Source organism: Streptococcus sp. SM5 (assembly GCF_027497975.1).
This window is the reverse complement of sequence record NZ_JAJNSC010000002.1, coordinates 172,652-185,261: the sequence shown is the minus strand read 5'-3', so window position 1 is coordinate 185,261 and position 12,610 is coordinate 172,652. Positions and strand designations below refer to the sequence as shown.

General features: G+C 37.3%; 19 protein-coding genes. All 19 read right to left on the bottom strand.

Annotation, left to right across the window (positions count from 1 at the left end; genetic code table 11):
* Positions 1-7: 7 nt before the first annotated feature.
* The 19 genes from PAN07_RS02210 to PAN07_RS02120 all read right to left on the bottom strand — a co-directional run bounded on the left by PAN07_RS02210 (position 8) and on the right by PAN07_RS02120 (position 12,592).
* Positions 8-376 (bottom strand): HK97 gp10 family phage protein, encoded by a 369-nt coding sequence (locus PAN07_RS02210; RefSeq protein ID WP_004240834.1) that lies wholly within the window; start codon positions 374-376, stop codon positions 8-10.
* A complete protein-coding gene (locus PAN07_RS02205; RefSeq protein ID WP_269796928.1) occupies positions 354-707 on the bottom strand; it encodes a head-tail adaptor protein in 354 nt (117 codons plus the stop codon). The genes PAN07_RS02210 and PAN07_RS02205 overlap by 23 nt, the downstream gene beginning before the upstream one ends.
* Positions 707-964 carry a head-tail connector protein gene (locus PAN07_RS02200; protein WP_049520291.1) on the bottom strand — a complete coding sequence of 86 codons (258 nt, stop codon included), beginning with the start codon at positions 962-964 and terminating at the stop codon, positions 707-709. Before PAN07_RS02200 ends, PAN07_RS02205 begins: the two co-directional genes overlap by 1 nt.
* 2 nt (positions 965-966) lie before the next feature.
* Positions 967-2,172 (bottom strand): phage major capsid protein, encoded by a 1,206-nt coding sequence (locus tag PAN07_RS02195; protein WP_269796874.1) that lies wholly within the window; start codon positions 2,170-2,172, stop codon positions 967-969.
* Positions 2,173-2,190: 18 nt separating this feature from the next.
* A complete protein-coding gene (locus PAN07_RS02190) occupies positions 2,191-2,889 on the bottom strand; it encodes a head maturation protease, ClpP-related (protein WP_195594102.1) in 699 nt (232 codons plus the stop codon).
* Positions 2,882-4,168, bottom strand: a complete 1,287-nt coding sequence (locus tag PAN07_RS02185; RefSeq protein WP_269796873.1) for a phage portal protein — start codon at positions 4,166-4,168, stop codon at positions 2,882-2,884. Before PAN07_RS02185 ends, PAN07_RS02190 begins: the two co-directional genes overlap by 8 nt.
* 69 nt (positions 4,169-4,237) lie before the next feature.
* Complete coding sequence (locus PAN07_RS02180) at positions 4,238-4,576, bottom strand: type II toxin-antitoxin system RelE/ParE family toxin (RefSeq protein ID WP_173276745.1); 339 nt, start codon at positions 4,574-4,576, stop codon at positions 4,238-4,240.
* Positions 4,569-4,862 (bottom strand): antitoxin, encoded by a 294-nt coding sequence (locus PAN07_RS02175; RefSeq protein WP_195594097.1) that lies wholly within the window; start codon positions 4,860-4,862, stop codon positions 4,569-4,571. Before PAN07_RS02175 ends, PAN07_RS02180 begins: the two co-directional genes overlap by 8 nt.
* Before the next feature lie 65 nt (positions 4,863-4,927).
* A complete protein-coding gene (locus PAN07_RS02170; protein ID WP_195594094.1) occupies positions 4,928-6,520 on the bottom strand; it encodes a terminase TerL endonuclease subunit in 1,593 nt (530 codons plus the stop codon).
* Positions 6,517-6,990: a phage terminase small subunit P27 family gene (locus PAN07_RS02165; protein WP_001007670.1), complete on the bottom strand. Its 474-nt coding sequence runs from the start codon at positions 6,988-6,990 to the stop codon at positions 6,517-6,519. The genes PAN07_RS02170 and PAN07_RS02165 overlap by 4 nt, the downstream gene beginning before the upstream one ends.
* Before the next feature lie 44 nt (positions 6,991-7,034).
* Positions 7,035-7,265 (bottom strand): hypothetical protein, encoded by a 231-nt coding sequence (locus tag PAN07_RS02160; protein ID WP_045615996.1) that lies wholly within the window; start codon positions 7,263-7,265, stop codon positions 7,035-7,037.
* 2 nt (positions 7,266-7,267) lie between these two features.
* Positions 7,268-7,480 (bottom strand): DUF4314 domain-containing protein, encoded by a 213-nt coding sequence (locus PAN07_RS02155; protein ID WP_061421034.1) that lies wholly within the window; start codon positions 7,478-7,480, stop codon positions 7,268-7,270.
* 59 nt (positions 7,481-7,539) lie between these two features.
* The gene (locus tag PAN07_RS02150) at positions 7,540-8,712 is read right to left on the bottom strand and encodes a DNA cytosine methyltransferase (RefSeq protein ID WP_269796872.1); all 1,173 of its coding nucleotides are present in this window, start codon (positions 8,710-8,712) and stop codon (positions 7,540-7,542) included.
* Positions 8,709-9,965 carry a site-specific DNA-methyltransferase gene (locus PAN07_RS02145; RefSeq protein WP_139658622.1) on the bottom strand — a complete coding sequence of 419 codons (1,257 nt, stop codon included), beginning with the start codon at positions 9,963-9,965 and terminating at the stop codon, positions 8,709-8,711. The genes PAN07_RS02150 and PAN07_RS02145 overlap by 4 nt, the downstream gene beginning before the upstream one ends.
* Position 9,966: 1 nt before the next feature.
* Positions 9,967-10,398 (bottom strand): helix-turn-helix domain-containing protein, encoded by a 432-nt coding sequence (locus PAN07_RS02140; RefSeq protein WP_139658621.1) that lies wholly within the window; start codon positions 10,396-10,398, stop codon positions 9,967-9,969.
* Between the two features lie 263 nt (positions 10,399-10,661).
* A complete protein-coding gene (locus PAN07_RS02135; RefSeq protein WP_045615988.1) occupies positions 10,662-11,027 on the bottom strand; it encodes an HNH endonuclease signature motif containing protein in 366 nt (121 codons plus the stop codon).
* 1 nt (position 11,028) lies between these two features.
* A complete protein-coding gene (gene metK / locus PAN07_RS02130) occupies positions 11,029-12,066 on the bottom strand; it encodes a methionine adenosyltransferase (protein ID WP_269796871.1) in 1,038 nt (345 codons plus the stop codon).
* Positions 12,067-12,114: 48 nt separating this feature from the next.
* Complete coding sequence (locus PAN07_RS02125) at positions 12,115-12,309, bottom strand: hypothetical protein (RefSeq protein WP_049520278.1); 195 nt, start codon at positions 12,307-12,309, stop codon at positions 12,115-12,117.
* 55 nt (positions 12,310-12,364) lie between these two features.
* Positions 12,365-12,592 (bottom strand): hypothetical protein, encoded by a 228-nt coding sequence (locus PAN07_RS02120; RefSeq protein WP_269796870.1) that lies wholly within the window; start codon positions 12,590-12,592, stop codon positions 12,365-12,367.
* Positions 12,593-12,610: the final 18 nt, after the last annotated feature.

Genomic DNA, 12,610 nt, shown 5'->3' with positions numbered 1-12,610 from the left:
GAAATCCTCACAATCTTTGTCTCAGCCTATCTTCAAGTGACTTAACGGCACTTTTTTCAACGATTTCAATATGTTTTTGCCCTTCTACTCGACCACCATTTTGTTTAGCGTGACCATTTTCTAGGAGATGAGTTAAGCCTGGTGTTCGGTTATGAATGGTTTTTGTTAAGCCTGTAGGACTGTCACTTGTTGACTTGCTTTTCCAACCTCGTGCATACTTACCAGTTTTTCGTGGAGAAGAGATCTTTAAAGTATCTACAGCACTGTCTGTTACTTCTTCTACTACCTCTCGCATTGCAGATGTCGTCTCTTTAATGTAATCACTCAACTCTTGATCAATTACTTTTTCCAACTCATCCATTCCTATCCTGTTCATAGTCATTCTCCTTAGTTGCTACAATATAAATCAATTGCCTAGGAACGCTATCACCATCAATTGAATCTACCGTAAAGTAGGCGTCTCTGTACTTTATCCTAGTTTTTAATGAACTTAGATTTAGTAACGCTTTGTCGTACCTTAGTGTAAATTGAATTTTGTTATAAAGGAGTTTAGACACGCTCCCCTTATTTTCTGTTAAAGTCAATGGCCGACTAGAACACCATCTTTGGAAAACTGTGTTCCAAACTGAAGATTCATTTCCAATTTCATCAACCACAATTTTACGCACTTCAAATATAAGGCGGTCACGTAACGGAGCAATTTTCATCAAAAGATATCCTTCCTATCAGCTAATAGTAGGTGATATAACATTTGTTTTAACTCTTTATAATTAGCTGTTTCACGGTGTTCATAAAGATAGGCAACCCCATACAGGATTGCCATTCTTAGAACCTCACTGTAAGTATTCTGCCTTAATGTTTCTTCACAGAGTTTTTTACTCGTATCAATCAATTGCCTAATCAAGTCATCTTCATCTGTGTTTTCTACCTTAAGGTAAAGTTTTGCTTCTTCTAGACTTATCATGATTATTTTGCTTTCACAGTTAAAATTTTCACTGCTTCTGGTAATACTAATTTCCCATCAACACGTTGAGATGCAAGAAAACCAATTTGACCATTATTAGCATAAAGTTCATTGAGACGTTTAAAAGTACGTCCTTGGCGATCTGCAATCCAGTAAAAAGAGAAATCACCAAATGCAATGGCTTTATTCCCCTGTTCAGGTAGGGGTGCAAAGGTAGATGTATAGTATGGACGGTTAAGAATTAAATCTGGTTGTCCAGCTTGTGTAGACGGTTGCCAAATATAATTTCCGTTATTGTCTTTCAGTTTACGGATTGCTTTAACAGTTGTATCATGAAGAATCCATACTGCATTTTTACGATACGGAGCAGGAAGAGTATGATACAATTCAATCATGTCATCAAACGTAATGTCTTTAGTCGTCGTTGTAGGACCTGTAACATTTGCTTGCGTAAAGATTCCTGTTGGTTTCTTTGAGCCATCTCCAATAAGGAATGATTTCTCTTCTTCTGTACCAATACGTCGTGCAAACTCACTAGTCATATAGGATTCTAAATCAAATACTGAGTCATTTAACAATTCTTCTGAGATTCGAATAGCTGTCCCAATCTTATGCGAATCGAGTGTTACTTGACCAAATGTCTCATCAGTTTCAGGATAAAGTCCATTTTCATCCATCCACGACGCAGTTCCGTGCCCTGTAACAACTGGAATCTTCCGCTCTCCACTTGATGTTTTAATGACAGTTGCTAGACTTCGGAAGAAATTCTCTTCTTGAAGACCTTGAACTAGTTTTTTCTCATACTCATCAGGTACTAAATGGCCACCCTCTGTATCTTCTCCAACACGAAGAACATCCTTAACATCAAAGAAGTTACGCTTACGGACATTCGTCCAAAAGGTTTTGGAGTAGACATCAGACTTAGTTCCCTTCTTCTCATCTTCTACCTCACTATCTTTTAAGACAGTGGTAGGCTGTCTTGTCAAAGCCTGAGAAGTTGGTTGAGCAAGTTCTAAATCAATCTTTTCTTGTCGTTCTAAGCGAGCAATTTCTTGATTATAGCGATTGATTTTACTTTCCATTTCATCATAGCGTTGAGAATCTTCTTCTGAGACTAAACCATCTTCAGTTCGCACTGAGTCTAGGAAAGTTTTTGCTTGTTCCCAAGCTTGATTTCGTTTTTCTTTTAATTCAAGTAATTTAGACATAGGTTAGTTTTCCTTTCATTATTTCAATAAATCTAATCGTTTTCTTAACTGATTGAGAGGAGTCGTTGATAAAGGTTTGTAGCTATCTATTTTGGCTTGAAGTTTAACAACAAGGTTATGATCCGCAGTGGCTCTACTAAATGAATAACTGCTTAGTTCTAGTTCTTCTTTAGGTTCATCTTTACTGAATAAAATCTTGTCCGCAAAGCCAAGTTCAACTGCTTTTCTCGCATTAAACCATGATTCAGAATCCATTAAATGTGAGATTTTTGTCCTAGATAATCCTGTTCTTAACTCATAGGCATTCATAATAGACTCTTTGATTTCCCCCAGCATTTCAATGACCTTTTCCATATCCTTTGCTTCACCTTGTGCAATTGTCCATGGATTGTGAATCATCATCATTGCAACAGGACTCATGGATACTGTTGTTCCAGCCATGGCAATGACACTGGCAGCACTAGCGGCAAGACCATCAATTATGACATGCACATTTCCCTTGTAATCCATCAGCATGTTATAGATTTGTGCTGCAGCAAAAACATCACCCCCTGGACTATTAATCCAGAGGGTGATATCACCTTTTCCTGCATTTAAATCATTTTTAAAGAGTTGTGGAGTAACTTCATCTCCAAACCATGTTTCATCAGCAATCTGTCCTTCAATACGAAGAGTGCGAATATTCCCTTCGTCTGAAAAACTCCAAAATTTACGCATCTTCTTCCTCCTTTGGTTTTTCTTGAGGTTGTTCAATTGCCTGTTTTGTCATAAAACCACCAGCATCTTTTAATTTAGTCATATTTCCGTTAATCAAATAAAGGTTTCCTCCTTCTTCATCTGTTAAAAGATTTAAATCTTCAAGTTCTCGAATATCATTTGTAGATAGCCAGCCATTCTGTCTTGCAATAGCATACCCACTCATACGACTTTGATAATCTCCACGTAATAAACCATCTACATTGAACTTAACAAAGTACTTCTTCTTTTCTTCAGGCAAAAAAAGAGACCTCTTGAAGGCCTGTTCTAAACGAACTACCCAAGGGTCTAATGTGTATTTAACAAACTCTAGTGATTGTTGCTCGATATTTGAAAATGAAGATTTTTCTAAATCACCAATCATATGTGGTGGTATCCTATACAAACGTGCAATCTCATTGATTTGAAACTTCCGAGTCTGTAAGAATTGCGCTTCTTCTGGAGGAATGCCTATTTGAGTGTACTTCATCCCTTCTTCTAGTACTGCAACTTTATGTGCATTTGTGACACCGTTATAAACCGCATTCCAAGAATCACGTACTCTTTTTGGATCCTTCAAAATCCCTGGATGTTCCAATACACCACCAGGATTTGCACCATTTTTAAAGAATGATGCTCCGTAATTCTCTGTAGCAAGGGTCATTCCAATTGCGTTCTTTGCTAATGCGATGGGAGAATAGCCAATCAATCCATCAAAACCAAGTCCTGGAATGTGAAGGACATCTTCTTGTTTTAAAATAACACTTCCTTTATCCTTGAAATTTGGATTTTCTTCGGTCTGACGTTGATATTTGTAGTAAAGTTTCCCATTTTCATCACGGTGTACTGACATTTTATCTGGTAATAAGGGATACAAACTGATAACCTGACCACTCTTATCCCTTATGATTTGAATATATGCATTTCCCCATATCAAAAGATGAGTCATCAAAGTTTCACGAAAGACAAAAGAAGACATTTCTGGATTTGGTTCATCATGAAGTAAAAAATATAGAGGGTGTTCAAATTTTTTCTCTCTTCCATTAGGTGTTCTTTCGTAAATATGAATGGGTAGAGAGGCGACAGCCTCAGCTAATATTCGCACACAAGCATAAACAGCTGTAGTCTGCATGGCCTTAAACTCATCCACATTCTCCCCGCTGCTAGTTCGTCCAAAGAGATAGGAAAAATCCTGACCTTCATAACTATTATGCGGTTTATCTCGTGATCTTTTTCTTCCAAAGAAATCTAAGAATCCCATCTAATCCTCCATTTTTGAGTACAATAAAAGCACCTCATTTATGAGATGCTCTATGAATTATAATTGAATTTATTTATTGAATAACTTAGCCCAATTCTGCTTGGAATTTAAAATTCTGGAGACATAAACCTCATATTTGTCGATATAATAAAAAGCTAAGTAATTTTCAATTGGCATATATCGGTAACGTTTACCGTCATCTGTTAATTCACCGTAACCTCGACTCGACACCAAAGGGCATGCTTCTGGAAAGGTTTCTAAAGTTTCTAGTGCCGTTAAAATAAGGTCTAGTTTACCATCGGCAGATTGTTGGCTGTAAAAATTCAGTACAATATAATCATGTATTTCCCTCAAGTCTTTCTTGGCTTGATCCGTAAGAGAAACATGGTAACGTTTATGATTACTCAAGTCCAAATTCCTTTCTTACATCTGCCAAAGACGTTAGTTTACCTTGCTCAATTTCTTGATGTCCCATCAAGATTTCCTTTTTCAAGTCCTCAAAAGCAACCTGATATTGAGTCTCTTGTGAATCACTAAATACGAATTCTTTAGGATCAACTGCACCTGTCGCAATTTTACGAAGTGCAGCATTAAAAATATCTGACAGGGTTAACTTTTCATCAGCTAAGATTTCTTTCGTTTGTTGGTAAAAAGTCGAATCTGCTCTAAAATTAACAGGTTGAGTACTTGCCATGATTAATACCTCTTTGTAAAGATGATTTGTAAATACATTGTATCATCTTTATATTTAAAATTCAACTAAAAGCTCAATATCCCTCGCTCATCATAAATACTACTTTCATTATTTTGGTGTCGAATACATCTATCAATCCCCATTATAAGAGCAACAATTCCATCAATTTTTTCAATTGATTTCTCTTTATCTGGTTTGATATTGCCTGCAGGGTCTTGGCGCATAACTACGTTTTGCGACATCCATTTTAAAACAGGTTGTCCTCCGTGTTGTATACGACCTTCCATCATAAGTTTGAATAATTCCTTTGACGGTGGACTCATATCCTTGTACCCCTGACCAAAAGGAATCATCGTCAGTCCCATATCTTCTAGATTCTGCACCATTTGCGTTGCATTCCATCTATCATAGGCGATTTCTTTTATATTGTATAGCTTTGATAATTCCTCAATGAACTTCTCTATAAAGCCATAATGAACAACATTACCCTCTGTCGTCTTTAAATAACCTTGCCGTTCCCATACATCATACAAAACATGATCCCTACGACAACGAAGTTCAAGAGTATCTTTTGGCAACCAGAAATAGGGTAGAATGATGTAATTTTCTAGTTCATTCCTAGGTGGAAAAACTAAAACAAAGGCTGTGATATCGGATGTACTTGACAAGTCTAGTCCAGCATAACACTCACGACCTTTCAAACTTTCAAAATTGATTGGTGCATCCCCTTTGTTGTATACATGTTCTGGAATCCAAGCAACTGTAGAATTTGTCCACATATTTAGCCGTAGTTGCTTGAATACATTTTCTTCAGCAGGATTATCGAGTGCTTGTTTATAGGCTTCTCTGACGCGGTCTAAACCAATGGTATGACCTAATGACGGATTTGCTTTTAACCAATTACTTTCGTCATTCCAGTCCTCTTCATCAGATAAACCATAAACGACAGGATAAAAAGATGTATCATTCTTTCTGCCCTTTAAAATATCAAGTGCTTTTGTGTGTAACTCGTAACAAATTGAATTCTTATCTGTTCCTGCAGTAGTAATGATGAAAAATAAGGGTTGTTCTCGTGCATCTCCTGAACCTTTAGTTAAGACATCATAAAGGTGGCGATTGGGTTGCGCATGTATTTCGTCAAACACGAGTCCTGAAACGTTGAGACCATGTTTTGTACCAGTTTCAGCGGACAAAACTTGATAGAAACCTGCATTAGAGTAGTTAACAATTCGTTTCGTAGCACCCATTATTTTTGAACGTTTCTCTAAAGGTCGACTCATTAGTACCATTTGTTTTGCTACATCAAATACAATAGAGGCTTGATTTCGGTCACATGCAGCACCATAAACTTCTGCACTAGCTTCATTATCTGCATAAAGGAGATAAAGAGCGATTGCTGCTGCTAGTTCACTCTTCCCATTCTTTTTTGGAATTTCAATATAAGCAGTTAGAAATTGTCTATTCCCATCTTCTTTAACAATCCCAAATATATCTCGTACTATCTGTTCCTGCCAAGGTAATAGTATAAACTTCTGACCTGCCCATTTTCCTTTAGTATGACAAAGGTTTTGAATAAAAGTCACTGCTCTATCAGCCTTACTTTTATCATAATGTGATGAAGCTAGCATAAAAGGAGTTGGTTCATAATGAAAAGTCATAGTAAACCTCCCAACAAATCTTCCATTTCGTCACCGTTACCAACCTCTGAATCCATAGTAGCTAAACGATTCCTAGCGGATGGGGTTAGACCAAATTGTTCACAAAACTTCAGCATGATTTTTAAATTAGTTTGACTAATTGAAACTTGTGGAACTTGCTGTAAATAACCATTTGGTGTCTTTAAGATAGAACCATGTTTTGATAAAAATTCCTCTGCTTCTTTCCATCGTGCGTAAGCTTGACAATAACCTGCAAATGCAGTCATATCCATTTCCGTCAGTAATCCCATTTGTTCCAATATTTTTCCCATCCGTTTCCATTCCCTCTTAGCATCTTCTTCAAGCCACTGGGGGCAACGTGGAGCCTTCTTTTGAGGTTTTACTTCATTCGTTGGGAGAGGCCGTTTACCAGGATTACCTTCTAGAACTTTTAAATTTGTAGGTTTCGGTTTACGTCCTCTAATTGCCACTAATTCACCTCCTAAAATAAAAAGAACTCACATCGAGTTCCAAATTATAATTTATTGTATGTATCCACTATTTCTTGATAGATAATTTTATCAAAATCATCCATTCGGTCAGTGATTTTACCATATTCATAATGAAAAACTATTTCTTTATTTCGTTTAATTTTTAGGATTGCTATCCAAGCGCCATCAATATGTCGGTCATAGGTACTATATTCCCTAAGAAACTCAATATGATAGTGCCGACCATTGAATTCTCTAGTTATCATTTCCCACATAACTATTCCAATTTCATTATTTTATCAATTCCGTAAAGTACATTTAAACTTTGTCCATTATCCCAACTTACTAAAATTGAACCAATATCATCAACACCAATTACCGTACCGAGAGTACCTATAGGTGGTGCAAATGGATCCTCCATTTCGAGTAATTTGACTCGAGTCCCATTTGGATACAATGATTTCAAAGTCTTGACTTTTAAGCCATCCATAATACAACCTCTTCTCTTTTGTTTAGTACATATTAACTCTAAAGTTCATCTTTATCCAGTTATTTTTGATGATATTTTGAAGATAATATAGCACAACCAATAGCATAAACAACTGGTACTGTGACTCCGTTTCCTGCTTGTTTATAAAGTTGTGCATCAGAATTTACAGCTTTTGCCTTTTCAAATAAGTCATCACTGAAACCTTGAAGTCTAAAACACTCTTTTGGAGTAAGTCTTCTAATTTTGACAACACGACCCTTCCAAACTACTGCGCCCATCTGGCAGCTACATGAAAGGTTGTGAGCTATTCCTCTCCCTACTCTTGCCCTTCTCGTTAATGAACTTGGATAAGAAAGATCAACCGAGTCACCAACCTCCGCCAATTGGTAACCTTGCTTTGTTCCGTTCCTAACCTTGATACCTTGTGTCAAAATTGGTTGGACCTCAAGCACTCCAGAGTTCATTGCTGTTCGCTTTGTCGCACCAGCAGTATAACGAGCAGTTATACATCTTGCTTCTTCAGTTAACTTTGGTTCAGTTAGTGATTGGTCAATCAGATAAAGACCTGTCTTAGCTCCTAGTCCCCCACCCTCTCCAACAAGTGTTGTTGCAATACCACTAGGGTCGTAGACACGGTAGCTTTGCATACCGCCTACAAGTTGCTTAAGATGGCTACTGCTTTCTCTGCTGATAGGTAGTACTTGTCGTCGACCTTTTCTTCTAAGATGTCCGATAGTATAGATGCGTTCTCTATTTTGTGGTACTCCGTAATCTTTTGAGTTAAACACTTGCCACTCAAGGTCATACCCTGATTCATCCAAGATAGAGAGATAGTCGAGATAATCTCGTCCCCCACCACTTGATAAAAGTCCTTTAACATTTTCAAGGAGAACCCATTCGGGTTTATCTTCTTCTTTTTGGCTTTTGATGAGTTCAACAAATGTAAAAAAGAGTCCACTTCGCTCACCGTATAGGCCGGCTCGTTTCCCTGCGATAGACACATTTTGACAAGGGCTTCCCGCACACCAGAGATCTGCTTTGGGTAATCGTGTTGAATCGATTGTTGTGATATCGTCATGAAACCATTCTCCTTTCGTATCATACATTGCTTCATAAGATTTGCGTGCAAACTTATCTTTTTCGCAAAATCCTATACACTTCATTCCTGCTAATTCTAGCCCATGTCGAAAGCCACCAACTCCGGAAAAGAAATCTAGAAATGTTAGTGTCATACTTGTTCCTCCAACTCCTTTAACACTTGGTTATAAGTTAAAACCTCATGATTACGTTGTACGGTTACTTCAGTATCTCCTGTAACTTCTATATAGCGTTTAACAATGACATCCACAAACTTTTCATCCAGTTCGATTCCATAACAAACACGTCCAGTCTGATCTGCAGCTATTAAAGTAGAACCAGAACCTAAAAATGGATCTAAAACTATTGTTCCACGCATAGAAGAGTTTTGAATAGGGTAAGCCATAAGTTGAATTGGTTTCATGGTTGGGTGGTCTTTACTAGACTTAGGACGGTCATATTCCCAAATGGTAGTTTGCTTCCGATCACTAAACCATTGATGCTTTCCTTTTTTCTTCCACCCATATAAACAAGGTTCATGTTGCCATTGATATGGGCTACGACCTAATACAAGTGAGTTCTTTTTCCAGATGCAACACCCACTCAAATAGAAACCAGCATCTTTAAAAGCTTTACGGAAGTTGAGTCCTTCCGTATCTGCATGAAAAACATAGATAGACGCATCATCTTCCATGTGATTTTCTACTTGAGTAAACATAGAAAGGAGAAATTGATAGAAGTCTCCGTCAGACATATTATCATTTAGGATTTTCCCAGCCGTCTCTTCAACGTCCACATTATAAGGTGGGTCCGTTACTACTAAATTAGCTTTCCTATCATCTAGCAACTGCTTATAGGTTTCAGCTTTTGTAGAATCACCACAAATGACTCTATGTTTTCCCAATTGCCAAATGTCCCCATGTCTTGATAACGTTGGTTTCTTCAATTCTTCTTCCACATCAAACTCATCTTCATACAACTCCTTGTCATGGACATTGGAGAGGATGTCATCAATCTCTGGTGGCTCAAAACCAGTAAGGTCTAGATTGAAATCAGACTCCTGTAAATCTAAAAGTAAGTCAGCTAAGAGAGCTTCATCCCATTGACCTGTAATCTTATTGAGTGCAATGTTCAATGCTTTCTCATCTTCTTTGGGTAAATCAACGATGACGCACTTAGCAGTTTCATAGTCTAAGTCTTTAAGAACTGTCAAGCGTTGATGACCACCAATTACAGTTAAATCTTCATTGACAATAATAGGGTCAACATATCCAAACTTAAGAAGCGACTGTTTAATTTTTTCATATTCCTTATCCCCTTTTTTCAGTTTCTTTCGAGGATTATAAGCTGCAGGCTTTAATTCTTTCAGAGGAAGTTCTTTTATTTCCATTGTTGGTTGGTTCGTCATTTTAGACTCCTTTGTAAAATCTTATCTGTATGTAGCAGGCATGGCTACAATACTTTCTATTGGGATTGGCATAAGATAAAAATGACCTACCACAACACTGGCAAGTCATTTCTTCATATGCAGTTTGTTCCTTATCATGCTCCTCTTGATGATTTTTCCACCAATTTATTCTGCACCTATCTGAGCAAAATTTCTTCGGTCGTCCGGTTTTATTAGGAACCATAGGTTGAAAACATTGAGGACAGTTTGTACCATTTTCAACTCGTTTCTCAACCATCAAATACGGTAATGTTCCTTGTCCCTTTAACTCAGGATGTCTTTTACAATACTTCTTAACAGAGTCTTTAGATAAACCAATTACTTTAGCAACTTCACCGTATCCTAAACCATTTTTTCTGAGCAACCAAATTTGTTCTCGTTGAAAGTTATTCATACCTGTTCCTCACTTTTATACTAAAAAAATAAGGTTATTTTCGTACCTAAATTTAAACGAATTTACGAAAATAACACTCACTTAATTCTATATTCTTACTGGATTCTTTACTATTTTGAATTGATTTTTATATCCCACCCTACCAATTTTGCGAAATTTTACGTTTGAGGGGGCGTCGGTCTTTTACAGACAAGGGGTTAGAGATTTTATCCCCCCTACCCCAGAGAGAAAAAAATAAATACTTTTAGTACGAATCTACAATATTAAAACCGATAGGTATATTCCACATATCTATCAGTCGTCTTGGTCTTTCTATCATGACAAGATTTACAAAGGGCTTGCCAGTTAGATTGATTCCAAAAAAGTTCTTGGTCACCTCGGTGGGGAGTGATATGGTCAACCACTGTTGCCTTGGCCAGTCGTCCCTCTCTTTGACAGTAAACACAGAGAGGATTGAGCTTTAAGTAACGAATCCGTGCCTTATTCCACCGTGCATTGTAACCTTTAGCTTTAGTTGTCTTGGCGTCAAGTGCGTGGTTAGTCTTGTGGTCATAGCAGTACTTGTTTCCATAGGTCACAAGGTTTGGACAACCATTCTGCTTGCAGGGTGTTCTTGGTCTACGTGGCATCTTACTGCTCCCAAGGAAGAGTTGATTTCGTAAAATGTCCAAAACATGTAGATTGAGTGTAGTCTACGTTTAGAAGATCCAACTCCTTGATAATCCCTTTCGGTGTTAAATCGTACCGTTCTCTAATCATTCCTACCAATTGTTTGCTCGTATACTTACTTGTCCCAAATGTTTCTACATGAATAGAAACCGGTTCTGCGACCCCTATAGCGTATGCTAATTGAACTTCGCATCGTTTAGCATATCCTTCACGAACGATGTCTTTTGCAATCTTACGTGCCATATAAGCTCCTGAGCGATCCACTTTACTTGGATCCTTTCCTGAAAATGCACCACCACCATGATGGGCAAATCCACCATAAGTATCAGCGATAATTTTTCTTCCAGTAACTCCAGCATCTGCATAAGAACCACCAAGAACGAAACGACCAGTAGGATTCACTAAAACATTAAAATCAAGGTTTTGTTTATACTGTTTTGCAACTTTTATCATAGATTCTTTAACAATTACTCTTAGATTCTCAATTGTCATTTCATCGCTATGCTGAATTGATACTAAGAATGTTGTAATTCTTTTATTGTCATAATCATAAGAAACCTGTGCCTTAGCATCTTTCCCTAAGAGCGGATGCTGAAGTTCCATAAGTTTCTCAAGAACACGAGTTGCTAAAACGTATGGAAGTGGTAAGCATTCGTCAGTTTCGTCAGTTGCATAGCCATACATCATCCCTTGGTCTCCAGCACCGCCGGTATCAACACCTTGAGAAATATCATCACTTTGTAATCCGATAAGATTCCTCACAATGATATTATCCATTCCTAGTGGTTTAACGACATTTCGAACAACTGTTTTTAAATCAAACAAGGCTGTTGTTTTCATTTCACCAGCAACCACTATATGATTATCTTTGATAAGAGTTTCTACTGCAACCCTGCTATTCTTATCTTGTTCTAAACATACTGTTAGAACTGCATCTGAAATCTGGTCACAAATTTTATCTGGATGGCCATTGGATACTTGTTCACTCGTAATAATCATTATTTCCTCCACGCAAAAAGCCTCCCCATTTGGGTAAGGCTCTGTTTTTTATTTTGCTTTTCTACCTGCTTCATAGGCTTGTTCAAGCATTTCTTTCAATGCCCAAACGCTGATGTCATAAAAGTCAAGGCTGTCGCTATTTCTCGTTTCTAGCGTTTCAGCGCCAATTCTATTTTTTGCGATTTTTGTTAAAATATCCTCTTTCTTCATGGTTTTATCCTCTTTCTTTTTTGTTGTAACCATATTACCTCTAAGAGCGGGATATATCCAGTCATTTGTGCATTATTTTAAAGATATTTTAAACTTTTAAAGTTTTCAAAATCACTTCAATAATAGCTTCTTGTTCATCAGATTCTGGGTAGATATCCCATCCTCTGTCATAAGAAATGATAGTATTTTCAGCAACCTCAACCTCTAATTTGAATACACATCCTAAATCAATACCTACATCTGATGGTTGGTCACTGACTTTTGCTATGTAATCAACTATTTGTTCGTGATAATGAATCTGACCTCTAGTCCACATGGTTCTTCTCCTCTTGTT

What these genes read in the sequence shown, in the direction of transcription:
- PAN07_RS02210 (WP_004240834.1), bottom strand. Translation starts at nt 376, where the DNA reads ATGAACAGGATAGGAATGGATGAGTTGGAAAAAGTAATTGATCAAGAG.
- PAN07_RS02205 (WP_269796928.1), bottom strand. Translation starts at nt 707, where the DNA reads ATGAAAATTGCTCCGTTACGTGACCGCCTTATATTTGAAGTGCGTAAA.
- PAN07_RS02200 (WP_049520291.1), bottom strand. Translation starts at nt 964, where the DNA reads ATGATAAGTCTAGAAGAAGCAAAACTTTACCTTAAGGTAGAAAACACA.
- PAN07_RS02195 (WP_269796874.1), bottom strand. Translation starts at nt 2,172, where the DNA reads ATGTCTAAATTACTTGAATTAAAAGAAAAACGAAATCAAGCTTGGGAA.
- PAN07_RS02190 (WP_195594102.1), bottom strand. Translation starts at nt 2,889, where the DNA reads ATGCGTAAATTTTGGAGTTTTTCAGACGAAGGGAATATTCGCACTCTT.
- PAN07_RS02185 (WP_269796873.1), bottom strand. Translation starts at nt 4,168, where the DNA reads ATGGGATTCTTAGATTTCTTTGGAAGAAAAAGATCACGAGATAAACCG.
- PAN07_RS02175 (WP_195594097.1), bottom strand. Translation starts at nt 4,862, where the DNA reads ATGGCAAGTACTCAACCTGTTAATTTTAGAGCAGATTCGACTTTTTAC.
- PAN07_RS02170 (WP_195594094.1), bottom strand. Translation starts at nt 6,520, where the DNA reads ATGACTTTTCATTATGAACCAACTCCTTTTATGCTAGCTTCATCACAT.
- PAN07_RS02160 (WP_045615996.1), bottom strand. Translation starts at nt 7,265, where the DNA reads ATGTGGGAAATGATAACTAGAGAATTCAATGGTCGGCACTATCATATT.
- PAN07_RS02155 (WP_061421034.1), bottom strand. Translation starts at nt 7,480, where the DNA reads ATGGATGGCTTAAAAGTCAAGACTTTGAAATCATTGTATCCAAATGGG.
- PAN07_RS02150 (WP_269796872.1), bottom strand. Translation starts at nt 8,712, where the DNA reads ATGACACTAACATTTCTAGATTTCTTTTCCGGAGTTGGTGGCTTTCGA.
- PAN07_RS02145 (WP_139658622.1), bottom strand. Translation starts at nt 9,965, where the DNA reads ATGACGAACCAACCAACAATGGAAATAAAAGAACTTCCTCTGAAAGAA.
- PAN07_RS02140 (WP_139658621.1), bottom strand. Translation starts at nt 10,398, where the DNA reads ATGAATAACTTTCAACGAGAACAAATTTGGTTGCTCAGAAAAAATGGT.
- PAN07_RS02135 (WP_045615988.1), bottom strand. Translation starts at nt 11,027, where the DNA reads ATGCCACGTAGACCAAGAACACCCTGCAAGCAGAATGGTTGTCCAAAC.
- metK (WP_269796871.1), bottom strand. Translation starts at nt 12,066, where the DNA reads ATGATTATTACGAGTGAACAAGTATCCAATGGCCATCCAGATAAAATT.
- PAN07_RS02125 (WP_049520278.1), bottom strand. Translation starts at nt 12,309, where the DNA reads ATGGTTACAACAAAAAAGAAAGAGGATAAAACCATGAAGAAAGAGGAT.
- PAN07_RS02120 (WP_269796870.1), bottom strand. Translation starts at nt 12,592, where the DNA reads ATGTGGACTAGAGGTCAGATTCATTATCACGAACAAATAGTTGATTAC.